The organism is Solwaraspora sp. WMMA2065 (genome assembly GCF_030345075.1).
Lineage (GTDB): Bacteria > Actinomycetota > Actinomycetes > Mycobacteriales > Micromonosporaceae > Micromonospora_E.
In genome coordinates this window covers 3809063-3833209 of sequence record NZ_CP128361.1, presented here as the reverse complement: position 1 = coordinate 3833209, position 24147 = coordinate 3809063, and the positions used below count along the sequence as shown (strand labels likewise).

General features: G+C 72.6%; 24 protein-coding genes and 1 tRNA gene. 20 read left to right on the top strand and 5 right to left on the bottom strand.

From position 1 onward, the window contains the following. The first annotated feature begins 38 nt into the window (after positions 1-38). The 13 genes from eno to O7610_RS17335 all read left to right on the top strand — a co-directional run bounded on the left by eno (position 39) and on the right by O7610_RS17335 (position 11860). A complete protein-coding gene (gene eno / locus O7610_RS17395) occupies positions 39-1322 on the top strand; it encodes a phosphopyruvate hydratase (RefSeq protein WP_281551780.1) in 1284 nt (427 codons plus the stop codon). Between the two features lie 139 nt (positions 1323-1461). Then, the gene (locus O7610_RS17390) at positions 1462-2163 is read left to right on the top strand and encodes a septum formation initiator family protein (protein WP_281555716.1); all 702 of its coding nucleotides are present in this window, start codon (positions 1462-1464) and stop codon (positions 2161-2163) included. Then, positions 2160-2714, top strand: coding sequence for a DUF501 domain-containing protein (locus O7610_RS17385; protein ID WP_475050221.1), 555 nt, complete (start codon positions 2160-2162; stop codon positions 2712-2714). The genes O7610_RS17390 and O7610_RS17385 overlap by 4 nt, the downstream gene beginning before the upstream one ends. Positions 2715-2723: 9 nt before the next feature. Next, on the top strand, positions 2724-3251 hold the full coding sequence (locus O7610_RS17380; protein WP_281551779.1) for an amino-acid N-acetyltransferase: 528 nt from the start codon (positions 2724-2726) through the stop codon (positions 3249-3251). Between the two features lie 86 nt (positions 3252-3337). Beyond that, positions 3338-4324 carry a Ppx/GppA phosphatase family protein gene (locus O7610_RS17375; RefSeq protein ID WP_281555714.1) on the top strand — a complete coding sequence of 329 codons (987 nt, stop codon included), beginning with the start codon at positions 3338-3340 and terminating at the stop codon, positions 4322-4324. 141 nt (positions 4325-4465) lie between these two features. Next, on the top strand, positions 4466-5173 hold the full coding sequence (locus O7610_RS17370) for a dienelactone hydrolase family protein (protein WP_281551778.1): 708 nt from the start codon (positions 4466-4468) through the stop codon (positions 5171-5173). 108 nt (positions 5174-5281) lie between these two features. Then, a complete protein-coding gene (locus O7610_RS17365) occupies positions 5282-6022 on the top strand; it encodes a uracil-DNA glycosylase (RefSeq protein ID WP_475050251.1) in 741 nt (246 codons plus the stop codon). A 47-nt stretch (positions 6023-6069) separates the two neighbouring features. Beyond that, a complete protein-coding gene (locus O7610_RS17360) occupies positions 6070-6813 on the top strand; it encodes a DUF4129 domain-containing protein (RefSeq protein ID WP_289211362.1) in 744 nt (247 codons plus the stop codon). Continuing rightward, positions 6806-7390 (top strand): hypothetical protein, encoded by a 585-nt coding sequence (locus O7610_RS17355; protein WP_281551776.1) that lies wholly within the window; start codon positions 6806-6808, stop codon positions 7388-7390. The genes O7610_RS17360 and O7610_RS17355 overlap by 8 nt, the downstream gene beginning before the upstream one ends. After that, entirely contained in the window at positions 7387-8424 is a 1038-nt protein-coding gene (locus tag O7610_RS17350; RefSeq protein ID WP_281551775.1) for an AAA family ATPase, read from the top strand. Before O7610_RS17355 ends, O7610_RS17350 begins: the two co-directional genes overlap by 4 nt. Positions 8425-8440: 16 nt before the next feature. Next, the gene (locus O7610_RS17345) at positions 8441-9856 is read left to right on the top strand and encodes a DUF58 domain-containing protein (protein WP_281551774.1); all 1416 of its coding nucleotides are present in this window, start codon (positions 8441-8443) and stop codon (positions 9854-9856) included. Further along, positions 9853-10416: a hypothetical protein gene (locus O7610_RS17340; RefSeq protein WP_281551773.1), complete on the top strand. Its 564-nt coding sequence runs from the start codon at positions 9853-9855 to the stop codon at positions 10414-10416. The genes O7610_RS17345 and O7610_RS17340 overlap by 4 nt, the downstream gene beginning before the upstream one ends. A 94-nt stretch (positions 10417-10510) precedes the next feature. Beyond that, on the top strand, positions 10511-11860 hold the full coding sequence (locus tag O7610_RS17335; RefSeq protein WP_281551772.1) for an NAD(P)/FAD-dependent oxidoreductase: 1350 nt from the start codon (positions 10511-10513) through the stop codon (positions 11858-11860). Here the strand turns inward: O7610_RS17335 and O7610_RS17330 are convergent. Continuing rightward, positions 11853-13715, bottom strand: a complete 1863-nt coding sequence (locus O7610_RS17330; protein WP_281551771.1) for a hypothetical protein — start codon at positions 13713-13715, stop codon at positions 11853-11855. The two genes, O7610_RS17335 and O7610_RS17330, sit on opposite strands and share 8 nt — an antisense overlap. A gap of 139 nt (positions 13716-13854) precedes the next feature. Here O7610_RS17330 and O7610_RS17325 point away from each other — a divergent pair. The 3 genes from O7610_RS17325 to O7610_RS17315 all read left to right on the top strand — a co-directional run bounded on the left by O7610_RS17325 (position 13855) and on the right by O7610_RS17315 (position 15313). Beyond that, positions 13855-13935 (top strand) — tRNA-Leu (locus O7610_RS17325). Positions 13936-14099: 164 nt separating this feature from the next. Beyond that, positions 14100-14921 (top strand): Bax inhibitor-1/YccA family protein, encoded by an 822-nt coding sequence (locus O7610_RS17320; protein ID WP_281551770.1) that lies wholly within the window; start codon positions 14100-14102, stop codon positions 14919-14921. A 74-nt stretch (positions 14922-14995) separates the two neighbouring features. Continuing rightward, positions 14996-15313: a hypothetical protein gene (locus O7610_RS17315; protein ID WP_281567263.1), complete on the top strand. Its 318-nt coding sequence runs from the start codon at positions 14996-14998 to the stop codon at positions 15311-15313. A 77-nt stretch (positions 15314-15390) separates the two neighbouring features. Here the strand turns inward: O7610_RS17315 and O7610_RS17310 are convergent, their stop codons facing one another. Together O7610_RS17310 and O7610_RS17305 are read right to left on the bottom strand one after the other, a co-directional pair. Continuing rightward, positions 15391-16197, bottom strand: coding sequence for an SGNH/GDSL hydrolase family protein (locus O7610_RS17310; protein WP_281551768.1), 807 nt, complete (start codon positions 16195-16197; stop codon positions 15391-15393). 41 nt (positions 16198-16238) lie between these two features. Further along, positions 16239-17318 carry an SGNH/GDSL hydrolase family protein gene (locus tag O7610_RS17305; RefSeq protein ID WP_348650038.1) on the bottom strand — a complete coding sequence of 360 codons (1080 nt, stop codon included), beginning with the start codon at positions 17316-17318 and terminating at the stop codon, positions 16239-16241. Between the two features lie 287 nt (positions 17319-17605). On the opposite strand from O7610_RS17305, the gene O7610_RS17300 reads away from it, so the two are divergent. Further along, positions 17606-17962, top strand: coding sequence for a YkvA family protein (locus O7610_RS17300; protein WP_281551767.1), 357 nt, complete (start codon positions 17606-17608; stop codon positions 17960-17962). 121 nt (positions 17963-18083) lie between these two features. Next, positions 18084-19460 carry a cystathionine beta-synthase gene (locus tag O7610_RS17295; protein ID WP_281551766.1) on the top strand — a complete coding sequence of 459 codons (1377 nt, stop codon included), beginning with the start codon at positions 18084-18086 and terminating at the stop codon, positions 19458-19460. A gap of 329 nt (positions 19461-19789) precedes the next feature. Here O7610_RS17295 and O7610_RS17290 read toward each other — a convergent pair whose 3' ends face one another. After that, positions 19790-20344 carry a GNAT family N-acetyltransferase gene (locus O7610_RS17290; protein ID WP_281551765.1) on the bottom strand — a complete coding sequence of 185 codons (555 nt, stop codon included), beginning with the start codon at positions 20342-20344 and terminating at the stop codon, positions 19790-19792. A 729-nt stretch (positions 20345-21073) separates the two neighbouring features. Between O7610_RS17290 and O7610_RS17285 the strand changes: the two genes are divergently transcribed. Continuing rightward, entirely contained in the window at positions 21074-22141 is a 1068-nt protein-coding gene (locus tag O7610_RS17285) for a helix-turn-helix domain-containing protein (RefSeq protein ID WP_281551764.1), read from the top strand. Positions 22142-22179: 38 nt separating this feature from the next. Here the strand turns inward: O7610_RS17285 and msrA are convergent, their stop codons facing one another. Continuing rightward, positions 22180-22836: a peptide-methionine (S)-S-oxide reductase MsrA gene (msrA, locus tag O7610_RS17280; RefSeq protein ID WP_281551763.1), complete on the bottom strand. Its 657-nt coding sequence runs from the start codon at positions 22834-22836 to the stop codon at positions 22180-22182. Positions 22837-22972: 136 nt separating this feature from the next. Between msrA and O7610_RS17275 the strand changes: the two genes are divergently transcribed. After that, positions 22973-24115, top strand: coding sequence for a cystathionine gamma-synthase (locus tag O7610_RS17275; protein ID WP_281551762.1), 1143 nt, complete (start codon positions 22973-22975; stop codon positions 24113-24115). Positions 24116-24147 lie beyond the last annotated feature (32 nt).

The following is a 24147-nucleotide window of genomic DNA, read 5'->3' as shown; positions in this document are numbered from 1 at the left end:
TCGCGGCCTTGCGGGACTTGATCACGAGGAGCGACACAGTGGCTACCATCGAGGGAATCGTCGCCAGGGAGATTCTCGATTCGCGCGGCAATCCGACCGTCGAGGTCGAAATCGGGCTCGACGACGGCACCATCGCCCGCGCCGCAGTGCCGTCCGGCGCGTCCACCGGAGCCTTCGAGGCGATCGAGCTGCGTGACGGCGACGAGAACCGCTACTCCGGCAAGGGCGTCGAGCAGGCGGTGGCCAACATCGAGGAGCGCATCGTCGACCAGTTGGTCGGTTTCGAGGCGAGCGAGCAGCGGCTGATCGACCAGAAGATGCTGGATCTGGACGGCACCGCGGACAAGTCCGGGCTGGGCGCGAACGCCATTCTCGGCGTTTCCCTGGCGGTCGCGAAGGCCGCCGCGAACAGCGCCGAGCTGAGCCTGTTCCGGTACCTCGGCGGGCCGAACGCCCACCTGTTGCCGGTGCCGATGATGAACATCCTCAACGGTGGCGCGCACGCCGACTCCAACGTCGATGTGCAGGAGTTCATGATCGCCCCGATCGGCGCGCCGACCTTCCGGGAAGCGCTGCGCTGCGGTGCCGAGGTTTACCACAAGCTCAAGTCGGTGCTGAAGAAGAAGGGCCTGGCCACCGGCCTCGGTGACGAAGGTGGCTTCGCTCCGGACCTGCCCACCAACGCCGCCGCGCTGGATCTGATCGCCGAGGCGGTCGGTGCCGCCGGCTACCAGCTCGGCACCGACATAGTGCTGGCGCTCGACGTCGCCGCCACCGAGTTCCACCGCGACGGCGCGTACGTCTTCGAAGGCGCCGGCAAGACCTCCGACGAGATGGTCGCCTACTACACCAAGCTGGTCGGCGAGTACCCGATCGTGTCGATCGAGGACCCGCTGGGCGAGGACGACTGGGCCGGCTGGTCGGCGATGACCGCCGCGCTCGGCGACCGGATCCAGATCGTCGGCGACGATCTGTTCGTCACCAACCCGGAGCGGATCGCCCGGGGCATCGCCGAGCAGGCGGCGAACGCCGTACTGGTCAAGGTCAACCAGATCGGCTCGCTGACCGAGACGTTCGACGCGGTCGAGCTGGCCCACCGCAGCGGATTCCGCTGCATGATGAGCCACCGGTCCGGCGAGACCGAGGACACCACGATCGCCGACCTCGCGGTGGCCACCGGCTGCGGCCAGATCAAGACCGGCGCCCCGGCCCGCTCCGAGCGGGTGGCCAAGTACAACCAGCTGCTGCGGATCGAGGAGGAGCTGGCCGACGCGGCGCGCTACGCCGGGGCCGGCGCGTTCCCGAGGTACCGTTCCGCCTAGCGTCCCGCCGGTTCGACCGGCCCGGTCCTGGTGACCGGGCCCGGTCCGACCGGTTCCGGCGCGCCGGCGGTTCGACCAGCCGCCGGCGCACCGGAACCGGTCCCGTACAGCCAACCGCCCGGGGAGGGGTGTGACGACGGTGCCGCAACGGCGCACACCGAGTGGTCAGGGCCCGGCCCGCCGGCCGGGACAGCCCGGCCGGTCCGGCTCGCGCGGGCCACTGCGACTCGCCGGCCGGGACACCGGTTCCGACAGCGGGTCCCGGGCCGACCAGCGTAACCGGGCGACCCGGTCGGCCGGTGCCGACCGGTCCGCCGCACCCCGATCCGGCGTGCCCCGGTCCGCTGCGGGCCGCACCGGTGACCCGGGTCGCCCGGCCAGCCGCCCGGCCGCTGGTCGCCGGGTGTCCGGCGGCCCGGTCAAGCGGACCACCGCGCCGCAGCCCAACCGGTTCACCGGCCGGGCCACTGTGCTGCTGGTGGTGCTGGTCGCCCTGGCGCTGGCGTACACCTATCCGGTGCGGGTCTACCTGGCCCAGCAGTCCGACATCGCCCGCATCGAGCAGGCCCAGCAGGCTCAGCGCGAGCGGATCGCCGAGCTCAACGCGCAGGCCGAGCGCTGGCAGGACCCGGACTTCATCCGGATCGAAGCGAAGCGCCGGTTCTACATGGTCTATCCGGGCGAGGTCCCGCTGCTGGTGCTGCACGATCCGGACGGTGCCGCCCGCGACTCGGGCGAGCCGGTCGAGCCGGCCGGCGGGCGCGACGGCCCGGCCGGCCCGTGGTACGACACGCTCTGGTCGAGCGTGCAGGCCGCCGACGCGGAGGGCATCTCCCGGTGAGCGAAGCAGCGAATGGAGGCGACGGCACCGTGCCCGACCGGGCCACCCGCGAAGCAGCCGACGAACACGATCTCGCGGCGGTCGCCGCGCAGCTCGGCCGGCCGCCCCGCGGCACCAGGGCGGTCGCCCACCGTTGCCCGTGCCAGCTGCCCGACGTGGTCGAGACGGTGCCCCGGCTCGCCGACGGCACGCCGTTCCCGACCCTGTTCTACCTCACCTGCCCCCGGGCGACCGCGGCCTGCAGCCGGCTCGAATCGGCCGGACTGATGCGCGAGTACGCCGCCGAACTGGCCGAGGATCCGCAGTTCGCCGCCGACTACCGGGCGGCGCACGAGGACTACCTGACCCGGCGGGAGGCGATCGGCCACGTCCCGGAGATCGCCGGAGTGTCGGCCGGCGGCATGCCGGGCCGGGTCAAGTGCCTGCACGTCCACCTGGGTCACGCGCTCGCAGTCGGCCCCGGCGTCAACCCGATCGGCGACCGGGTGCGGGAGCTGATCGGCCCCTGGTGGGCCGGCGGCCCCTGCGTACCGCCGCCGGAGTCGGACTAGGTGACCGGCGTGACGGATCCCGGATTCGATGCCGGGCTGGTCGTCCGCCGGGCCCGGACCCGCGACGTACGGGGTATCCGCCGGCTGATCGACCTGTACAGCCCGGACCGTCGACTGCTCAGCAAAGCCACGGTCACGCTGTTCGAGGACGTGCAGGAGTTCTGGGTCGCCGAACGGCCAGCGGACGGGGCGATCGTCGGCTGCGGCGCGCTGCACGTGATGTGGGAGGACTTGGCGGAGATCCGTACCGTCGCGGTCGACCCGCAGTGCCGGGGCCGGCGGATCGGGCACCGGATCGTGACGGAGCTGCTCGCCGTCGCCCGTCAGCTGGGGGTGGCGCGGGTGTTCGTGCTCACCTTCGAGACCAGGTTCTTCGCCAGCTTCGGCTTCGTCGAGATCGACGGGGCTCCGGTGCCGGCCCAGGTCTACGAGCAACTGCTGCGTTCGTACGACGAAGGCGTCGCCGAGTTCCTCGGGTTGGAGCGGGTCAAACCGAATACGCTCGGCAACTCCCGGATGCTGCTGCACCTGCGGTGACGTGCGACGTACCCGGGCCCGACGGTGTCGGCCGCCGGCCCGGCAGCGGCTGCGCACCCGGTACGGTGTCCGGTGTGGCGACACGGGTGGCGGGCATCGACTGTGGCACCAACGCGGTCCGGTTGCTGATCGCGGACCTGCCGGACCTGCGGCAGCCAGCAGAATCCGGGACCGGCTCGGCCCCGGAAGCCGGCTCGCCGGCTGGGTCGGTCGCCGCGCCGCTGACCGACGTGGTCCGCCGGATGGAGATTGTCCGGCTCGGGGAAGGCGTCGACCGGACCCGCCGGCTCGCCCCGGCGGCCATCGAACGGACCCGGCAGGCTCTCACCGGGTACGCCGCCGAGCTGGCCGAGCACGGTGTCGAGCGGGTTCGGATGTGCGCCACCTCGGCCAGCCGCGACGCCGACAACGCCGACGAGTTCGTGGCAATGGTGCAGGCCACCCTCGGAGTGACCCCGGAGGTGGTGACCGGCGACGAGGAGGCCCGGCTCACCTTTGCCGGGGCGGTCGGTGGGCTGGCGGCCACCGCGCCGGCACCGTATCTGGTGGTGGACATCGGCGGCGGGTCCAGCGAGTTCGTCGTCGGCGCTGACACGGTGCACCGGGCGGTGTCGGTGGACGTCGGCTGCGTACGGATGACCGAGCGGCACCTGCGCGCCGATCCGCCGACCGCCGCCCAGATCGCCGCCGCCGAACGCGACATCGCGGCGGCGGTTGACCAGGCGTTGTCGGTGGTGCTGGGGCCGGACCGGTCCGGCCCGCCGCCGACGCTGGTCGGGCTCGCCGGGTCGGTGACCACGGTGGCCGGGATCGCGCTGCGGCTGGACAGCTACCGGGCGGACAGGCTGCACCACGCCCGGATCAGCTACGACCAGGTGGCCGAGGTGACCGCCGACCTGCTGGCCATGCCGGTCGGGCAGCGGCTGCGGATCCCGGTGATGCACCCGGGCCGGGCCGACGTGATCGCCGCCGGTGCCCTGGTGCTGCGGATCGTGATGGAACGCGCCGACGTGTCGTCGGTGGTGGCCAGTGAGCACGACATCCTGGACGGGATCTGTCTGAGTTTGCGGTGACCAGCAGACGTACCGTAGCTCACCAAGAGGCGTACGCCACCCTCCGCGCGCCTTCCCCGGCCCCACGGCTCGTGTCAGGCTACCCGGACACGTGCCCCACTGCGCGCCAGCCAACGATGACTGACCGACAGGAGGACCCCCATGGGCGAGATGGTGAGCTACCGCAGCAACGGCGGGACCAGCGAGGGATACCTGGCCCTGCCGCCGGCATCCGGGGGTGGCGGCGCGGCGGGCGCCGCACCTGCGGTCATTGTGATCCAGGAATGGTGGGGGCTGGTGCCGCACATCACCACGGTCGCCGACCGGCTCGCCGAGGCGGGGTTCGTGGCCCTCGCCCCTGACCTCTACCACGGCGTACAGGCGACCGAGCCGGATGACGCCCGCCGGCTGCTGATGGGCCTGGCGATGGACCAGGCGGCCAAGGACATCGCGGGCGCCGCCGAGTACCTCGCCGGCCGGGCCGAGTCGGCGGGCGACACCGTAGGTACAGTCGGCTTCTGCGCCGGCGGCAGCCTGGCGCTCTGGTCGGCCACGCTGGCCGGGCGGATCGTCGCCACCGCCGGGTTCTACCCGGCGTTGCCGTGGGAGCGGATGCGTCCCGACTGGGCGGGCTACGCCGGCAAGTCGGCGATGATCCACTGCTCGGAGCAGGACGGCACCTCCGCCGCCGACGGGATCCAGCAGGCCAAGGGCTACATCGAGGCGGCCGGCGGCGGCTGCGTGGTCTACGACTACCCTGGCACTCGGCACGCGTTCTTCAACGACGACCGGCCGGAGTCGTACGACGACGACGCGTCGACGCGTGCCTGGGCGCGGACCCTGGAGATGTTCCGGACCCGACTCGGCTGACGCCGCGGCCGGCCGGTCGCGGTCTCGCGGTACGTCGTCCGCTGGCGACCGACGTCGGAAGGAGCCGTGGTGACCGGTACCGCAGCCGACGTGACCAGCGCAGCCGAGGTGATCAGCGCCAGCGCGGCCGACGTGACCAGCGCGGCGGCGCGGGTGCCGGACCTGCCGACGCTGGACCACGCGATTGCCGGCTGCCGGGCCTGCCCGAACCTGGTCGCCTGGCGGGAAGAGGTCGCCGCGACGAAGCGCGCGGCGTTTCGGGACCAGACCTACTGGGGCCGTCCGGTACCCGGATTCGGGCCGCCGGACGCCCGGATCGCGATCCTCGGGCTGGCACCGGCGGCGCACGGCGGCAACCGCACCGGCCGGGTCTTCACCGGCGACCGCTCCGGCGACGTGCTGTTCGCCGCACTGCACCGCGCCGGGCTGGCCAACCAGCCGACCAGCGTCGCCGTCGATGACGGTCTGCGGCTGTCGGACACCCGGGTGGTGGCCGCTGTCCGCTGCGCCCCGCCGGCGAACCGCCCCACCCCGGCCGAACGGGACACCTGCGCGCCCTGGCTGCACCGGGAGATCGCCCTGCTGAAACCGACGCTGCGGGTGGTGGTCGCGCTCGGCGCGTTCGCCTGGGCGGCCTGGTGGCCGGCGATGACCGGGGTGTACGGGCGACGACCGCCCACACCCCGGCCGGCGTTCGGCCATGGGGCACACTGGTCGGGCGGCGGGGCGGTGCCCGACGTGCTGGGCTGCTACCACGTCAGCCAGCAGAACACGTTCACCGGACGGCTCACGCCCGCCATGCTCGACGAGGTGTTCACCGAGGTGAATCGCCTGGCGGGGCGGAATTGACCGGGCCGAGACGACCACTGGAGGACCCGAGGGGGCACCCGCCGGCAATGGATTCCGCGGCTATCCGCAGGCTGTGGCCACTCGCCGCCGTCGCCGTACTGCTCGCGCTGACCGCGGTCGCGGCGGCGAACTCCACCCTGCCGGTCGGTCGCACCGACGCCGCCGTGGAACGGGACCTACCCGCGCTGCCGGACTACCAGCAGCCGCAGACGGCACCGACGTACCAGCCGCCGCCGGACGACTTCGCCGCCGCCGACCAGCAGCAGCTTCCATCCTGGATCCCGCTGCTCGCCGGGGCGCTGTGCGGCCTCGCCGTGCTGGTCGTCGCCGGTCTGCTGCTGTGGACCCTGCTGCGCGACGTGGTGCGCCGCCGACCCCGGTCGACCCCGGTCGGTATCCGGCGGCGGAGCACGTCACCGCCCGGCCCGGCCAGCACGGCCGAAGTGGTCGCCGCCGTCGACGCCGGTCTGGTCGAGCTCTCCGCTGCCGACGCCGACCCGCGCCGGGCGGTGATCGCCTGCTGGGTACGCCTGGAGCAGGCCGCCGCCGCGGCCGGCACGCCGCGCCAGATTGGTGACACCCCGACCGATCTGGTCACCCGGCTGCTCGCCGGGCACGAGATCAGCGCCGAGGTGCTGTCGGCGTTCGCGGGCGTCTACCGGGAGGCCCGCTACGCCCGGCACGACGTCGACGAACGGACCCGGGAGCAGGCGCGGTGGGCGCTGCGCCAGCTGCGTACCGAGCTGACCGCCGCGGTCGGCCCCGGCGAAGGCGGGCCGGCTGGTGAGTGACCCGCAGACCAGCATCGACGACCTGCTCTACCACGACGAGGAGGCACCGCCCCGCGAGCGTCGCGCACCCGGCCGGGTCCGGTCCTGGCTGACCGCACTGCTGCTGGCCGCCGCCGGCACTGCGGCCGTGCTGCTCGGGCTGCGGCTGTTCGGCCTGACGGTGCCGGTCGAGGCGGTCTTCGCCGGCTGCCTCGCGTTGGTGGTGCTGCGCCGCACCGTACGGTCGGTCGCCGCCCCGCCCCCGGTCAAGCTGCGCCGGGTCGGCTCCGACCCGGAGGACGGCAACTACGTTTTCGGCAGCGAGGACGGCCTGCGGGAGGCGGTCGGCCGGTGGGAACGCCGGCTGCGGGCCGGTCAGGGCGACGCGGGCCGGTTCGCCGAGGTGACCCTGCCGGTGCTCGGTGAGCTGGTCGACGAGCGGCTACGGCACCGGTACGGGCTGACCCGGGCCACCGACCCACAACGGGCCCGGGAGATCTGCGGGGACGAACTGTGGAACTTCCTGAACACCCCGGCCCGGCGTAAGCCGTCGGCAAAGGACTGCGCGGTGTTCGTCAGCCAATTGGAGAAAATATGAACGACGTGGTGGCAGCCCCGACCACCGAGGTCAGCCGGCTCGCGCACGCCGTACTGGACTCGGTCGGCACCGTGCTGGTCGGCAAGCGGGACGCGCTGGAGCTGGTCCTCGCCGGCATCCTCGCCGGTGGGCACGTGCTGCTGGAGGACCTCCCCGGGCTGGGTAAGACGTTGACCGCCCGGTCGTTCGCCCAGGCGTTGGGGCTGGACTTCCGTCGGCTGCAGTTCACCCCCGACCTGCTGCCGGCCGACGTCACCGGTTCGTTCCTCTACGACCAGCGCAGCGCTGACTTCACCTTCCGGGCCGGTCCTCTGTTCACCAATCTGCTGCTCGCCGACGAGATCAACCGGACACCGCCGAAGACCCAGTCGGCGCTGCTGGAGGCGATGCAGGAGAAGCAGGTGTCGGTCGAGGGGGTCACCTACCGGCTGGAGGCGCCGTTCCACGTGCTGGCCACCGCCAACCCGATCGAGTACGAGGGGACCTACCCGCTTCCCGAGGCGCAGCTGGACCGGTTCCTGCTGCGGGTGTCGTTCGGCTACCCCAGCCACGAGGAGGAGTGGGAGGTACTGCGTCGGCGCATCTCCCGCCGCCAGGAGGAGACCGAGCTGGCCGCCGTGGTCGACGCCGCCGGGCTGCGCGCCATGCAGGCGGCGCTGGAGAACGTGGTGGTCGAGGACTCCATCGGCCGGTACATCGTGGCCCTCACCGCGGCCACCCGGGAACACCCGTCGGTCCTGGTCGGAGCGTCGCCCCGGGGTTCGCTGGCGCTGCTGCTGCTGGCCCGGGCCAAGGCGGTGCTGGCCGGCCGGGACTTCGTCGTGCCGGAGGACGTCAAGGAGGTGGCCGCCCCCGTACTGGCACACCGGATCACCCTGCGGCCGGAGATGTGGCTGCGTCGGGTGGATCCGTCGTTCGTGGTCGGCGAGGTACTGGCGCAGACCCCGGCCCCGGCCAGCGGCGCTCTGCCCAGTTACGGCGGCGGGTACGGTCCACCGGGCAACGCGGCGGCCGGCCGCCGCGCGGCGCCGTGACCGGCGGCGGCGTGTCATGACCGCCACGCAATGGCAGCCGACCCGGGCGCTGGGCCGGGCGGTGTTGATCACCGGGCTGCTGCTGATCACCGGAGTGATCCTCGGCCGGGTCGACCTGGTCGCGCTGGCCACCCCGTTCGCGCTGGGCACCGCGTACGCGCTGCGCCGCCGACCGGCCGCCGCGCCGGTGCTGGACCTCGGGGCGGTTGACGCCAACCTCGTCGAGGGCGGCCAGATCGGTGCCCGGGCCGCCGCGGCCAACCCGGCCGACGCCGACTACGACCTGGTGGTGGTACGCGCGTTGGTGTCGCCGTGGCTGCGCATCGACGAGGTCGGGGTGCTGGCGCCGATCTCGATCGACCCGTCACCCGGCGGCGGCCAGCTGCTGGTACTCGAACGGTTGGCGGCGGCGGCCCGACCCCGCCCCAGTGGTGGGGTGCCGGACCGTCCGTTCGGTCTGGCGGTGCCGACCGGCTCGGCGGCCGGCTTCGAGCTGACCGGGGTGGCGCTGCGCTGGGGCCGCCAGCCGGTCGGGCCGGTCGCCGCGCGGGCGATCGCCTGCGACGGGCTGCTGTCCTGCCGGCCGGTGGTCGCCGAACCGGTCCGGGTGCCGGTCTACCCGGTGATCGACCCGTTCAACGCCGACGAGGCGATGCCCCGCGCCGCCGGGCTGGTCGGTGGGCACCGGTCCCGCCGGCCGGGGGAAGGCGGCGAACTGGCCGGGGTGCGCATCTTCGGCCCCGGCGACCGGCTGCGCCGGATCGACTGGCGGGTGTCGCTGCGGGCCCGGCAGCTGCACGTCGCCGCGACCCTGTCCGACCGCGACGCCGAGGTGGTGCTGCTGCTCGACGTCCTCACCGAGGTCGGCCGGTCCGGCGGGGTGTCCGGCGGTGCGTCGGTGCTGGACACCACGGTCCGGGCGGCGGCCGCGATCGCCGAACACTACCTGCACCGCGGTGACCGGGTGTCGATGCTGGAGTACGGGCCGACGGCTCGCCGGCTGCGTCCGGCCACCGGCCGTCGGCAGTACCTGACGGTCCTGGAGTGGCTGCTCGAGGTCGAGGTGCGGCCCACCCCGTACGAACCGTACGACCAGGTCTTCGGCCCGCAGCTGCTCTCCTCGGACGCGCTGGTCGTGGTGCTGACCCCCCTGGTGGACCCGCGGTCGGCGGAGATGCTGGCCCGGATGGCCCGGTCGGGGCGGATCGTCGTCGCCGTCGACACCCTGCCCACCACGGTGGCGCCGCCGCCCCGGCAGGGTCAGTGGACCGAGGTGGCGTACCGGCTGTGGCGGCTGGACCGGGAGAACACCGTCGGGCAGCTGCGCGAACACGGCGTACCGGTGGTGACCTGGGCCGGGGCCGGCAGTCTCGACCAGGTGCTGCGGGACGTGGCCCGGCTGGCGTCGGCGCCCAAGGCGGTGCTGCGATGATCACCGCGATCCGGGACCGGGTGGTGGCGGTGCGCACCGGTTTCACCCGGGTCACCCTCGCGCCGGTGCTGCTACGGGGCCTGGTAGCGGTCACCGCGCTGCTCGCCTTCGGGCTCGCGTACCCGGCCGAGGTCTTCCTCGGCCGGGCCGGCCCGGTGCTGCTCGCCGTCGCGCTGCTGCCGGCGTTGGCGCCGCGCGGGCACGCGCCGACGGTGACGATCCTGGTCGGGGTCGGCGGCTGGGTGCTCGCCACCACCGGGTACGGGATCCCGGTGCAGCTGTGGCGGCTGCTGGCGGTCGGCGCGCTGCTGTATCTGACCCACAGTCTCGCCGCGCTGGCCGCCGCCGTGCCGTATGACGTGGTGCTGGCCCCCGAGGTCGCGGTGCGCTGGTCGACCCGGGTGGCGGCGGTGCTGCTCGCCTCGGCGGTGCTGGTGGTGCTGCTGATCACCGCCGCCGGCCGGACCGCCGGTCAGCCGTTCCTGCTCGCGGTGCTGGCCGGGCTGGTGGTGGCGGTCGGCGCCGTCGCCCTGCTCGCCACCCTGGGCCGACGCCGCTGACCTGCCGGCGTGCGGCGGCTCACACGGGCGTGCTCGGTCACATATCTGGCCTTCGAGGCGGCGTCAAGAGGCAACCGGGAGGAAGATGGGGTACGTGAACAGGCAACGGATCCTTGTCGTCGGTGCCGGGCATGTCGGTCTCTACGCTGCCCTGCGCCTGTCCCGCAAGATGCGCCGGGGCGAGGTCGAGGTGATCGTGGTCGACCCGCAGCCGCACATGACCTACCAGCCGTTCCTGCCGGAGGCGGCGGCCGGCAACATCTCACCCCGGCACTCCGTCGTGCCGTTGCGCCGGGAACTGCGCCGCTGCCATGTGATCGCCGGAGCGGTGACCAGGATCGAACACGCCCGCAAGGTCGCCGAGGTGCAACCCATCGTCGGGCCGCCCCGGGAGATCGGCTACGACCATGTGATCGTCGCCCCCGGTTCGGTGTCCCGCACCCTGCCGATTCCCGGCCTGCGGGAGCACGGCATCGGGTTCAAGACCATCGGTGAGGCGATCTACCTGCGTAACCACGTCCTGGAGCGGCTCGACGTGGCGGCGGCGACCGCCGACGAACAGGTTCGCCGGACCGCGTTGACGTTCGTCTTCGTCGGCGGCGGCTACGCCGGCATCGAGGCGCTGGCCGAGATGGAGGACATGGCCCGGGACGCGCTGCGCTACTACCCCGAGCTGAAGCCGACGGACATGCGCTGGGTGCTGGTCGAGGCGACCCAGCGGGTGCTGCCCGAGGTCGACCGGGACATGGGCGCCTACACGGTGCAGCAGCTGGTCAAGCGGGGGATGGACATCCGGTTGGACACCCGGCTGGAGTCCTGCGTCGACGGGCTGGTGCGGCTCTCCGACGGCGACAGCTTCCCGGCCGACACGATCGTCTGGACGGCCGGGGTGAAGCCGTCGCCGATGCTCGATGCCACCGATCTGCCCCGCGACGAGCGGCGGCGGATCAGTTGCCGGCCGACGCTGCAGGTCGTCGACGGCGACCGGACGGTCGACGGAGCGTGGAGCGCCGGTGACTGTGCCGCGGTGCCGGACCTGACCGGCCCGCCCGGGGCGTACTGCTCGCCGAGCGCCCAGCACGCGGTGCGCCAGGCCCGGACGATGGCCGACAACATCCTGGCGGTGGTCCGCGGTCAGCAGCCGGTCGAGTACCGGCACAAGCACGCCGGCAGCGTGGCCAGCCTCGGCCTGCACAAGGGCGTCGCCCAGGTGTACGGGATCAAGATGACCGGGCTGCCGGCCTGGTTCATGCACCGTACGTACCACATGAGCCGGATCCCGTCGCTGAACCGTAAGGTGCGGGTGATCGTCGACTGGACACTCGCGCTGGTGCTCAAGCGTGAGGTGGTGGCGCTCGGGCAACTGCACGACCCGCGTGAGGAGTTCCTCGGGGCGACCCCGCAACTCGACCAGCCGGGTGCCGCGCCAGCCCGGGTCAGCTGACCGGCCAGGTCCAGGCGTCGGCTACCCGCTGGCCCGGCCCGAGCAGGTCCTCGGTGGTCTGCCGCAGCTCGGCGGCGTGCGTGGTGCCGTCCATCAGCACCACGCAGTCGGCGCCCCAGCGGGTCAGGTCACGACGGGCCCGGGCGCGTTCCTCGTCGGTGATTTCCGGCACCTCGCCGGTCCGGGCCACCTCGGCGAGGATCTTCGACGTCGGCAGTTTGAACGTGCCCATTGAGGCGTCGCCACCCGGGGCGTACGGGCCGATGAAGAACCCTTCCGGCATGCCGAAGGCGACCGTGGTCGCGGTGGCCCAGGCCATCGGCCACGGCTGCGGCGGGGTGGCGGGCGGCACCGGCACCAGCACGCCGCCGGACGGTACGCAGGTGCGCCAGTGGCCGCCGACGATGAACTCCGGCAGCGGGTCGCGGTCCATCGCCGGCAGCGGGGCCGGCGCGACCGGGAGCAGCGCCACCGCGACGACGGCCGGGCCAGCCAGCCGGGCCGGTCGCCAGGCGAGCCGCAACGCCCGGTCGACGGCGAGGGTCAGGATGACGGCGATCAACGGGATCACCGCGAGAGCGAACCGCATCGGCAGCGCGCCGTCCACCACCGGCATCCCGTCCAGCAGGGCGTACGGCCCCGGGACGTCAGTCCTGGTTCCCTCCACGACGATCCGCGGGCCGAGCGAGAGCCCCGCCATCAGCAGCGTCCCGGCGGCGCAGGCGATGACCACCGGTCGCCGGATCAACCAGGCGGTGGCGGCGACCGTGACCAGCACCAGCGGCCAGCCGAGGAAGGTGTTGTACTCGGCCGGTCCGGTGGTCAGCTCGGCGGCGGCCGCCGAACCGGCCACCGACAGCTCGGACACCGCCGGCCAGCTGGCCAGGTCGGCCGAGAAGTACGCCGGGTCGAAGACGCCGTCGGAGACGCCCTGCGGTCCGGCGAACTGGAACCACAGCGGATAGCCGAGCAGCACCACGCCGACGGCCACGGCGACCAGCATCCCGGCGACGAAGTTCGGCAGGATCCGCCACACGTACCGGGGTCTGGTCGCGGCGAACGCCGCCGCCATGATGATCAGCGTGACGGCGGTGAGGAAGAGTACTTCCTCGCCGACGAACACCTGGACCGCGACGACCACTCCGAGCCAACCGCCGGAGGCGACGACCCGGCGGCGGTCGGGTCGGCCGGCCGGCCCGAGGATCCGCCCGTCGGGTGTCGAGCCGGTCGGATCGGCGGCCCGCATGATCCGGATCAGCAGCCACACCATGACCGGGATCAGCCACAGCGCGGTCATGTGCAGGTGGCTGTTGCTCTGCGAGACCATACCGGGGGCGAACCCGCAGAACGCTCCGCCGGTCGCCGCGGCCAGCCGGTGCGCGCCGAGGGGCCGGGCGAACAAAAAGTAGAACGCGATCGCGCTGGCGGCCAGGTTGCCGGCGACCAGCAGCGCGAAGCTCACCGGGGCACCGAAGAGCACCGTGACCGGGGCCATCAGGAAGCCGAGCGCGATGACCGTCGTGTTGGCCATCAGGTTCACCCCGTCGGGGGCGTTCAGCCGGTCGCTGAGCAGGCCGAAGTCGCCGAACAGCAGCCGCGCGTCGCTGGCCAGGAACCACTCGTACAGGGTCTGGTCCTCCGGGTTGAACGCCAGCAGGTGGGCACCGGGTGCGGGCCAGAGCCGGTGGGTCAGCAGGCCGGCGAACAGGACGAAGAGCAGGCAGATCATGGCGTCCACCCGGTGTCCACGGGCCGCTGCGGCGATTCGGGACCACCGGGAGTCGGCCGCCGAGGGTCCGCCGGGCCGGGGCGGGACGGGGCCGGTGTCCTGCGCTGCGGTTGCTGAGCGGCTCACGGTTCGCACCCTAGTGCCGTCGACCGGCCGGGCTGCGTCCGGCTGGGCGCGACCCGCTACCGTGACATCTGCCGTCGCGTACCAGCGCGCGGCGTGTCGGCGATCGGGTCCGACCGGGCGCACCCCGGCCGACCCGCCGGCCCGGGTGGTGGAATGGCAGACACGGCTGCCTTAAAAGCGGCTGCTGAAAAGCGTGCGGGTTCGATTCCCGCCCCGGGTACTCGGCGTCACCTGGTGCCGTCCGAGCCCGGCCCGTTGGTCGGAGCCCGCCCGGTTCCACCGGTCAGAGCCCGCCTTCGGCCGGCGGTACTGCACGGTGTCGATCGAGCCGTCTACCCTTGACCTCACACCATCGTGTGACAACCCCCTGAGGGAGGCTGGACAGTGAAGACATCCAACCCGGTCCTGGCCCGGCTCGGCCAGGCGGCCGAGCGGGAGCGGGCCACCGGGTACGCCCCCGCCGGTCCCTACGGGCAGCCCGGCACCGGGCAGCCATATCCGACGCAGGCCGGTCACCCGGCCGCGCCACCCACCGTCGCGCCGATGACGGTCGACGACGTCGTCGTCAAGACAGTCACCCTGCTCGGCATCACCGGGCTGTCGGCGGCGGCGGCCTGGATCCTGGTCCCCGACTCGCTGCTGTTCGGCGCCTGGATCGGCGCCGCGATCGTCGGTCTGGTGCTGGGGCTGGTCATCTCGTTCTCCCGGGTCGCGAACCCGGCGCTGGTGGTCACCTACGCCGTCGTCGAAGGTGTCTTCGTCGGTCTGGTCAGCAAGTTCTTCGAGGTGATCGCCGGCTACCAGGGCATCGTCCTGCAGGCGGTGGTAGCGACCTTCGGTGTCTTCTTCCTGATGGCCGCCCTCTACAAGATGAAGGTCATCCGGGCCACCCCGAAGTTCACCCGTGGCCTGATCGCCGCGATGGTCGGCGTCTTCGCGGTCATGATGATCAACCTGGTGTTGTCGCTCTTCGGCGTCGACACCGGGCTGCGTAGCGGCGGTCCGGTCGCCATCATCTTCAGCCTCATCTGCATCGTGGTCGCCTCGCTGAGCTTCGTGTTGAGCTTCCACGAGGTCGAGGAGGGCGTCCGGCTCGGCCTGCCGCAGCGCTACTCCTGGACCGCTGCGTTCGGCATCCTGGTCAGCCTGATCTGGCTCTACATCGAGATCCTGCGCCTGCTCAGCTTCTTGCAGGGCGACGACTGACCGTCCATCAGCGCCGCGCCGCGCCGTACTGTCGGCGCGGCGCGGCGCGTCGTCGCCGGCACTAGACTGCGGCGGTGGCCGCAGCGCACCTGACCCGCCTGGTCGACCTCCTGGTCCGGCAGGTGGCCCACTGGGAACAGCCCCGATGGGCGGTGGGTGACGGCCACCGTGCGGACGATTTCCACGATCTGGTGCAGTACCTTGCCGATGTGGGCGCGGCCGCCGAAGGGCGGCCCGGCCGGCAGGTACCCCGGCTGAGCCGGGACACCGCGCTGCCCGACCAGTTGCGGGTGGTCGCCGCCGACCTGATCCGGGCGGCACCCGACCCTGCGGTGCTGGAATCGGCGGCGGCTGCGGTGCGGCGGCTGCGCGGCCGGCTCGAAACGCCCTGACCCGTCGCCGGAGCACCGGAAACACCCAGCCGACCGGCACCCTGCCCGGACCGTTGCGGCCAGTGGTACGCGGTGGGTCAGCGGTGCGGGGCGGTGTTCGCCGCCGCGAGTACCGCCGGAAGCAGCGCGTGCGCCCAGATCCGGTATCCGTCGGCCGAGGGGTGGTAGCCGTCATGGCAGTAGGTGTTGGGGTCGGCGCGGAACACCGCGCCGGTCTCACCGGCCAGGTCGACCACCCGGGCGCCGGCGTCCCGGCCGGCGCGGGCCTGGGCCCGGGCGGTCCGCCGGCCGAGCAGCCCGGCGAGCTGACGCAGCGGCGGCGCGATCGCCCGGGCGGCGCCGAGGTCCGGGCAGGTGCCGACCACCACTTCCGTCCCGGCACTACGGAGCCGGCGTACCGCCGCAGCGAGATGAACCGCCGACTCACCGGGCCGGCGCAGCGCGGCCGCGTCGTTGGTGCCGATCAGGACGACCGCCACGTCCGGTCGTTCGCCCAGCAGCGCTCGGGCGACCTGGGTGGCCAGGTCCCGTGAACGGGAGCCGGCCACGCCGACGCTCGACAGCAGGACCCGGCGCCCGGCGACCGCCGAACCGCCTTCGTGCTCGGCGAGCAGCCGGGCCAGCTGGCCGCCGACCGTGTCGGCCACCCGGTCCACCCCCACTCCGAGGGTCACCGAGTCGCCGAGCAGCACCAGCCGCAGTGGCGCGCCGCTGGCCGGACCGAGCGCCACCCGTACGGCCAGCTCCAACTCCGGCTGGGCGTACCGGCGGTGGCGGGCCAGCAGCGCCTCTCCGGCCAGCAGCGCGGCGCTGCCCACCGCACCGGCGGTGACCGCGGCGGCGGTGACCCGGCCTATCCGTACAGCGATGTTTCTCGACGTCACGGCGGTCACCTTCCGTCGGTACGGTTGCGGTCGCGCACGGCTCAGTCCTGCTGTCCGGCGGCGGACAGGCCTACCCGCTGATCGGAGGATACGGCCGACTTGCGGTGGTCGCCGTCCCGATCGCCGCCCGGCGGACCGAACAACCAGTTGAGCGCGGCGGTCTGCCAGGATCGGCCGGCGAACCTCGGCCGACGGCGCAGCCGGGCCCAGCGGCCGGCTGGACCCCGTTCCCGGCCGGCCACCCGGGTGCCGCGGACCTCGGTGCCGGCGTGGCGGACGGCCTCGTGCGCGGCCTGGGGCAGCGTCCGCACCTTCTCCCGGCCGGCGACGCCAGCACGCGCCGCGGTGCTGGCGCCGAGCGCGCCGAGCGCCGCCGGCAGCAGGACGGCGGCGGCCATGGCATACCCCTCAGCCGAGGGGTGGAACCGGTCCCAGGAGTAGAGCCGACCCGGTTCGGCGGCGAACCGTGGACCGAGCAGGTCGCCGAGGGAGACCGTCCAGCCGCCGGCTTCGACCACCGCGACGGTCTGGGCCGCGGCGAGTTGTCGGCTCCACCGACGGGCCAGCCAGCGCAGCGGCGGTTTGATCGGTTTGATCGCGCCCAGGTCCGGGCAGGTACCGACGACCACCTCGGCCCCGGCTGCGCGCAGTTGCCGTACCGCGTCGACGAGGTGCCCGACCGCGACCTCCGGCGGGGTGCGGTGGGTGACGTCGTTGCCGCCGATCAGGATGACCGCGAGGTCCGGTCGCAGCTCCAGCGCCGCCTCCACCTGCGGGACCAGGCCGACCGACCGGGCACCCACCACCGCCAGCCGGTGCAGCCGGACCGGTCGCCGCTGCCGGCGCGAGATGCCGGTGGCCAGCAGCGCGCCGGGGGTCTCCCGGGGGCGGTGCACGCCGTAGCCGGCGGCCGACGAGTCGCCGAGCACCACCAGGGTCAGCGGCGGTCCGGGCAGCCGGGAACCGTACACCCCGTCGCCGCGTGGCGGCGGTGCCTCGGCCAGCGGGATGATCCGCCGGGCCTGCTTGGCCTGCCCGTAGAGGGTGCCGGCGGTGGCCACTGCGGCCGCTGCGGCGGCGCCGGCTCCGAACGCCACCAGCCGGACGGCCAGTGTCGCCACGGTCCGGTCGGTCGGACGCGTCCCCGTACCACCCGTGCCCATCGCGCCCCCCCGCTGCGATCCGCTGCTGCCGTCGTGCTAGGTCCTTCGAGATTATCTCGGCACGCGGTGTCCGGCTCAGCCCGATTCTGGCCGGGGTCCACCGGCCTGGGGACGCGTGTCCGGCGACATTTGCCGATCCCGGGCATCATGGAGGGCAGGACACCACGGGTCGACGACCGGGGCACGGCCGGCGGCCGGTGGACACACATACATCCGGCAGGCCCGGTGACGAGGAGGTGGCCGCGATGGCCAGGACACTCAAGCGGGCGGCGGCGTTCGCGGCGCTGGGGCGGGCACTGACCGCGGGCACCCGCGGTGGTCCCTCACTCGGGCGGCGGCTGGCGGCGCTGCCCCGGATGATCCGGGCAACGATGCGCGGCGACTACGACGGCGGCCTGCGGCTGGCGTTGATGACCGCGGCCGTGGCCTACGTCGCGTCCCCGTTCGACCTGGTGCCGGAGGCGATGCTGCTGATGCTCGGCATCGTCGACGACGCGCTCGTGGTGACCTGGCTCGCTGGCACCGTGCTCGCCGAAACCGAACGCTTTCTGGACTGGGAGGCCCGGCGCGATTCGGTGGTGCCCGGTCAGGTGGTCGGCTGAGGTGCCCGGGCACCAGTAGGCTGACCGCGACATACTCCACCGCCGGCAGCGGGCTGTTGTCGGCTGACGACCTCAAACCGACGATGGCGCCTCGCCGGCGTCAGCAGAAGGGCACAACGAGGTGCGTTACCACGACAGCGTTGTCGATCTCATCGGCGACACCCCGCTGGTGCGGCTGCGCAACGTCACCGCGGGGATCTCCGCGACGGTGCTGGCCAAGGTCGAGTACTTCAACCCGGGCGGCTCGGTGAAGGACCGGATCGCGCTGCGGATGGTCGAGGCCGCCGAACAGGCCGGGCTGCTCCGGCCCGGCGGCACGATCGTCGAGCCGACCAGCGGGAACACCGGCGTCGGCCTGGCGCTCGTCGCGCAGCTGCGCGGCTATTCGTGCGTCTTCGTCTGTCCCGACAAGGTCAGCGAGGACAAGCAGAACGTGCTCCGGGCGTACGGTGCCGAGGTGGTCGTCTGTCCGACGGCGGTCGCGCCGGAGGATCCCCGCTCGTACTACCAGGTGTCCGACCGACTGGCGGCGGAGATTCCCGGCGCGTGGAAACCGGACCAGTACGCGAACCCGGCGAATCCGCAGTCGCACTACGAAGGCACCGGGCCGGAGTTGTGGACACAGACCGAGGGGCGAATCACCCATTTCGTCGCCGGGGTGGGCACCGGAGGGACCATCTCCGGGGTGGGCCGCTACCTGAAGGAGGCGTCCGGCGGTGCGGTACGGGTGGTCGGCGCCGACCCGGAGGGCTCGGTCTACTCCGGCGGGTCAGGGCGGCCGTACCTGGTTGAAGGGGTGGGGGAGGACTTCTGGCCGCAGACCTACGACCGGTCGGTCTGTGACGAGATCGTGGAGGTCTCCGACCAGGAGTCCTTCGAGTTGACCCGGCGGCTGGCCCGGGAGGAAGGGCTGCTGGTCGGTGGCTCGTGCGGGATGGCGGTCGCGGCGGCGTTGCGGGTGGCCCGCCGGGCCGGTCCGGACGACGTGGTTGTGGTGCTGCTGCCGGACGGCGGACGCGGCTACCTGTCGAAGATCTTCAACGACGAGTGGATGGCCCGGTACGGGTTCCTGGGGGTAGAGGCGGCCGAGCCAACGGTCGGCGACGTGCTGGCGGCGAAGCCGGGCGGCCTGCCGGAGCTGGTGCACGTGCACCCGACCGAGACGATCCGGGACGCGATCGACTACATGCGCGAGTACGGCATCTCGCAGCTGCCGGTGCTCAAGGCGGAGCCGCCGGTGGTGACCGGCGAGGTGGCCGGGTCGATCGCCGAGCGGGATCTGCTGGACGCGCTGTTCAGCGGCAAGGCGCAGCTGCACGACACGATCGAGCGGCACATGGCGCAGCCGCTGCCCATGGTGGGCGGTGGCCAGCCGGTACGCGACGCGGTGGCGCTGCTGGCCGGCACCGACGCGGCCCTGGTGTTGGTTGACGGCAAACCACGTGGGGTGATCACCCGCCAGGACCTGCTGGCAAACCTGGGAAAGTCCGGCCGATAGTCGCACAATGTGTCCGGTTGATCGCTGGCGACTGGGGTTGACTAGAGCCATGGAAGCGCTGCCCCGGCACGGTCCGCCACCGGGGCAGCCGACCATGGTGCTTCACCACTGCGGTGACCCTGGGCGCCCGCCAGCATCCCGGGGTCCCGCACTGTTGCCCGCCCACACCGATCAACCGGCACGCCTCCGCCGGTTGAGCGCCTTCGGCCAGGCGTTTTCCCCCGGTTAGGGCGGGCAGTGCCGGGCGAGAGTGCGGGGCTGGACGGAACCCCCGCAGCAGCGGTCCCGTACTCTCGCCCGGCTTCAGCCCGCTGCGGCGGCGCGGCCGGTCAGCCCGCTGCGGCGGTCGGTGTCACCGGCTCAGCTGCGGCGACCGTGAGGTCACGCGCGTAACGCAACTGCGGAGTCGACACCGGCCCGAGCCAGCCGTCCCGGCGGACCCCGTCCGGGTGCCAGCCGCCCGCTTCGTAGAAGTTTCGGGCCCGGTGGTTGGCCGCGTACACCCAGAGCACCGCGCGCTGGCACCGGCGCTCGCGCATCGTGCCCAGCGCGTCGCGGATCAGCGCCCGGCCGACACCGCAGCCCTGGTGCTCGGGGTCGACGTGGATCGCGTACAGCTCAGCGGTGGCCGGCTCGCCGTCCTCGTGCGGCCCGACGTAGGTGAACCCGATCAGCCGCCCCTGATGTTCGGCGACCGTGAGCCGGTGCGTGTCGCGTTCGTGGCTCCACCGCTCGACCCACCACCGCGCCGTGACGTCGGCGCCGTAGGTCTCCAGCGCGGCATCCGGCACGATGCCCTGGTACGCGCTGAGCCGGGACCGGTGGTGCAGGTGACCGACCGGGGCGATGTCGTCGAGGATGGCCGAGCGCAGGGTGACCGCCATCCGGCCGAGCCTACCGGCATGAAACGACCCCCGGGGCTTCCGCGTCTTCGACGCGGGCCGGCTGGACTGGGCCGGCACCCCGGGGGTCGGGTGGCTGTCGTGGATTCGCCGCACCGCTGCCACACGGTCTCGACGATCGGAGCTGTCAAGGACAGCGGCTAGCGGGCAGCCACCTCACGAGTCCTATAGCTATACAACGCTGGACCACCTCCTTTCCCGTGTACGGCCACGCTAGCCGGCTGGCGCGGCGGCCGGCAACGATTTTTGCCGCCGGCCGAGGCGACGGCGCGGACCAGCTCGGCCGAGGCGACGGCGTGGACCTCGGCCGGGCTGGGCCGGCCATCACCGACGGTGACGAATAGTTACTCTGCACTTACTTTGAGTGGTTAATGACAATAATTGATTAAGGTCTTAGTCTCGGGTATCACCTCACTGGAGATCGGATGAAGTCGGCCCGGACTTGTCCAGCGCGGTCGACATCTGCCATCGTCTTTGCCGTATGGTGTACCGGATCCCAGATCGTTGGTGCACATGGTGGCCTGTCACTGGCATGCTGGTCGATGGGCCGCGAGGTCGGCGGGCCGTTACGCCGAGTCGGTGGAGGTTCGGTCCAACGCGTCCACGCGCCATCCCCGCGGCCTCTGGCCAATAGAGTCAGGGGCAGTCGAAGGTCAGGAAAAGCGCGGCTGGGTTTTCAGAAGGTCTTCAATACAGGTGGGCAGGCGGAATATGAGCGATACGGGTGAGACCCTGAGGAAGGCCCGGGAATCCGCTGGTGTCAGCTTGGCGAAAATGGCCGCGCTGAGCCACTTCAGCAAGGGCCACCTGTCGAACGTCGAGGCGGGGCGGCGGACAGCGACGGCCGACGTGGTGACCGCCTACGAGCAGGTCTTGGGGGACCATATGCAACGTCGGGGCCTGATCACCGGGCTCGCCGCCGCGGTGGTGGCACCGGCCGCCGTCTCCGAGTTGATCCATCGCGGCTTCACCGCGGCGCTCGGCGACCCGGCGGCCGAGGAACAGTGGCAGGATCGCGCCGCCAATCTCGGCCGGGACTACATGTCGGTCGGCGCCGGTGAGCTGCAGGACCGGATTGCCAGTGACCTCGTCGTGCTGCAACAGCAGCTCGGCACTCCGGTGATGTGGGGGCTGGCCGCCCGTTTCCTCAGCGTCTACGGCAAGACCACCGGGATGGCGCAGGAAGCCGTCCGGTGGTACCGACTTGCCGCGGTCAGCGCGGATCGCAGCGGCGACCGGACCGTGCAAGTCTGGGTCCGCGGCCGCGCCGCGCTGGCCCTCGGCTACGAGGGTGCTGCCCTCACGGTCGCGCAGGACCTGGCCGATCAGGCCCTCGCGCTGACTGACCGACCATCGCTCGGGCGGCTCAACGCGTTGATGGCCAAGGCGCACGTCGCCGGCGTCCGTGGCGACCGGATCAGCGCATTGACACACCTGGACGAGGCCCGCCGGGTCTTCGACCAGACCGGCTCCGCCGAGCAGATCTCCGACTTCGCCGTGCCCGAGTGGCGGATGGCGATCTTCACCAGCATGCTGCTCGCCCGCCTCGGCGACCCGGCCGCGGTCGACGCCCAGGAGTGGGCGGTCCGGACCCGGCCGGCCAGCCTGGCCCGGTTCGCCACCCACATCGAGCTGCACCGTGGGCTGATGCTGGTCAAGTCGGGTGACCGCGTCGAAGGGCTGCGGCACGCCCGGTCGGCGCTGGCGAGTCTGCCACCGGCCAAGCACAGTCAGTCGCTGCGGTTGATGCTGCGGGAGGTGGAGCGGGCCGCCGCCTGATCGGCGGCGGCCGGCTGCGGGTCAGTGTCGGCGGCGGCTCAGTCGGCGCTGCGGGCGACGCCCACCGGGCAGGTCATCCCGTTCGGCCCGTGGTTGCAGTAACCACCCGGGTTCTTGTGCAGGTACTGCTGGTGGTAATTCTCGGCGTAGTAGTACTCGCCGAGCGGCCGGATCTCCGTGGTGATCCCGTCCCGGCCGGCCGCGGCCACCACCGGAGCGAATGCGGCCCGGGAATCGGCGGCCTCGGTCGCCTGCTCGGCGTCGGTGGTGTAGATCGTCGACCGGTACTGCGTACCGACGTCGTTGCCCTGACGCATGCCCTGCGTCGGGTCGTGGTTCTCCCAGAACACCTTCAGCAGGTCGGCGTAGCCGATCCGGGCCGGGTCGTAAACCACCTGGACGACCTCGGCGTGCCCCGTCCCGCCGGAGCACACCTCCTCGTACGTGGGGTTCGGCGTCTCGCCGCCGGCGTACCCGACCGAGGTCGACACGACCCCGGGCAGTCGCCAGAACAGCCGTTCGGCTCCCCAGAAGCAGCCCATCCCGAAGACCGCCACCCGGGTACCGGCCGGCCACGGGCCGGTCAGCGGCGTACCGAGCACCGCGTGCCGGTCCGCCACCGGTATCGGCCGGTCCCGGCCGGGCAGGGCCTGCCCAGGTTCGGGCAGATTCGCTTTCATCGGTCGCAGGAACACCGTGCGACTCCTCTCGTTCGTGGCCTCTCGGACAACACCGGCGGGGGCCGGCTCGTTCCCGCCGGGGTACCCGCAGGTCGGGTGGGCATCCGTCCCACCGGCGGTGGCGCTCGGAGCGATGGCCTAGCCTCGTGCCATGACATACGGGTTCGACACGGTCGCCATCCACGCCGGGCAGGAGCCGGAGGCCCGGACCGGGGCGGTCGTGCCGCCGATCTACCAGACCAGCACGTACGCTCAGGACGAGGTGGGTGTGCCCCGGTCGGGCTACGAGTACAGCCGGTCGGCCAACCCGACCCGGGACGCGCTGCAGGAATGCCTGGCCGCGATCGAGGGGGGCCGGACCGGGCTCGCCTTCGCCAGCGGTCTGGCGGCTGAGGACACGCTGCTGCGTACCGTCTGCCGGCCCGGCGACCACGTGATCATCCCGGACGACGCGTACGGCGGCACGTTCCGTCTGTTCGCCAAGGTCGCCGAACGCTGGGGACTGGCCTGGACCGCCGCGCGGATCTCCGACGTCGACGCGGTCCGGGCTGCGGTACAACCCGGCCGTACCCGGATGATCTGGGCGGAAACCCCGACGAACCCGCTGCTCGGCATCGCCGACATCGCCGGGCTGGCCGCCCTGGCCCGCGACGTCGCGGCGCGGCTCGTGGTGGACAACACCTTCGCCTCGCCGTACCTGCAGCAGCCGCTGGCGCTCGGCGCCGACGTGGTGGTCCACTCCACCACCAAATATCTCGGTGGACACTCCGACGTGGTCGGTGGCGCGCTGGTCGCCGACGATCCGGAACTCGCCGCCGAGCTGGCCTTCCACCAGAATGCCATGGGCGCGGTCAACGGACCCTTCGACGCCTGGCTCACCCTGCGCGGAATCAAGACCCTGGGCGTACGGATGGAGCGGCACTGCGACAACGCCGAACGGGTCGTCGAATTCCTCGACCAGCACCCGGCGGTACGCCAGGTGCTCTACCCCGGACACCGCGACCACCCCGGCCACGAGACGGCGGCCAAGCAGATGCGCCGGTTCGGTGGGATGGTCTCGTTCCGGGTGGCCGGTGGGGCGGCGGAAGCGGTGCGGATCTGCAACCGGGCCCGACTGTTCGTCCTCGCCGAATCGCTCGGCGGGGTCGAATCGTTGATCGAACATCCTGGACGGATGACCCACGCGAGCGCCGCCGGCTCGCCTCTTGAAGTCCCCGGCGATCTCGTGCGACTGTCTGTCGGAATCGAAACCGTGGACGACCTGCTGGCCGACCTGGATCAGGCGCTCGGCTGAGGATCCGTCGGCGAGATCCGACGGGCGGGCCC

What these genes read in the sequence shown, in the direction of transcription:
- O7610_RS17370 (WP_281551778.1), top strand. Translation starts at nt 4,466, where the DNA reads ATGGGCGAGATGGTGAGCTACCGCAGCAACGGCGGGACCAGCGAGGGA.
- O7610_RS17360 (WP_289211362.1), top strand. Translation starts at nt 6,070, where the DNA reads ATGGATTCCGCGGCTATCCGCAGGCTGTGGCCACTCGCCGCCGTCGCC.
- O7610_RS17350 (WP_281551775.1), top strand. Translation starts at nt 7,387, where the DNA reads ATGAACGACGTGGTGGCAGCCCCGACCACCGAGGTCAGCCGGCTCGCG.
- O7610_RS17345 (WP_281551774.1), top strand. Translation starts at nt 8,441, where the DNA reads ATGACCGCCACGCAATGGCAGCCGACCCGGGCGCTGGGCCGGGCGGTG.
- O7610_RS17340 (WP_281551773.1), top strand. Translation starts at nt 9,853, where the DNA reads ATGATCACCGCGATCCGGGACCGGGTGGTGGCGGTGCGCACCGGTTTC.
- O7610_RS17300 (WP_281551767.1), top strand. Translation starts at nt 17,606, where the DNA reads ATGGCCAGGACACTCAAGCGGGCGGCGGCGTTCGCGGCGCTGGGGCGG.
- O7610_RS17290 (WP_281551765.1), bottom strand. Translation starts at nt 20,344, where the DNA reads ATGGCGGTCACCCTGCGCTCGGCCATCCTCGACGACATCGCCCCGGTC.
- O7610_RS17285 (WP_281551764.1), top strand. Translation starts at nt 21,074, where the DNA reads ATGAGCGATACGGGTGAGACCCTGAGGAAGGCCCGGGAATCCGCTGGT.
- O7610_RS17275 (WP_281551762.1), top strand. Translation starts at nt 22,973, where the DNA reads ATGACATACGGGTTCGACACGGTCGCCATCCACGCCGGGCAGGAGCCG.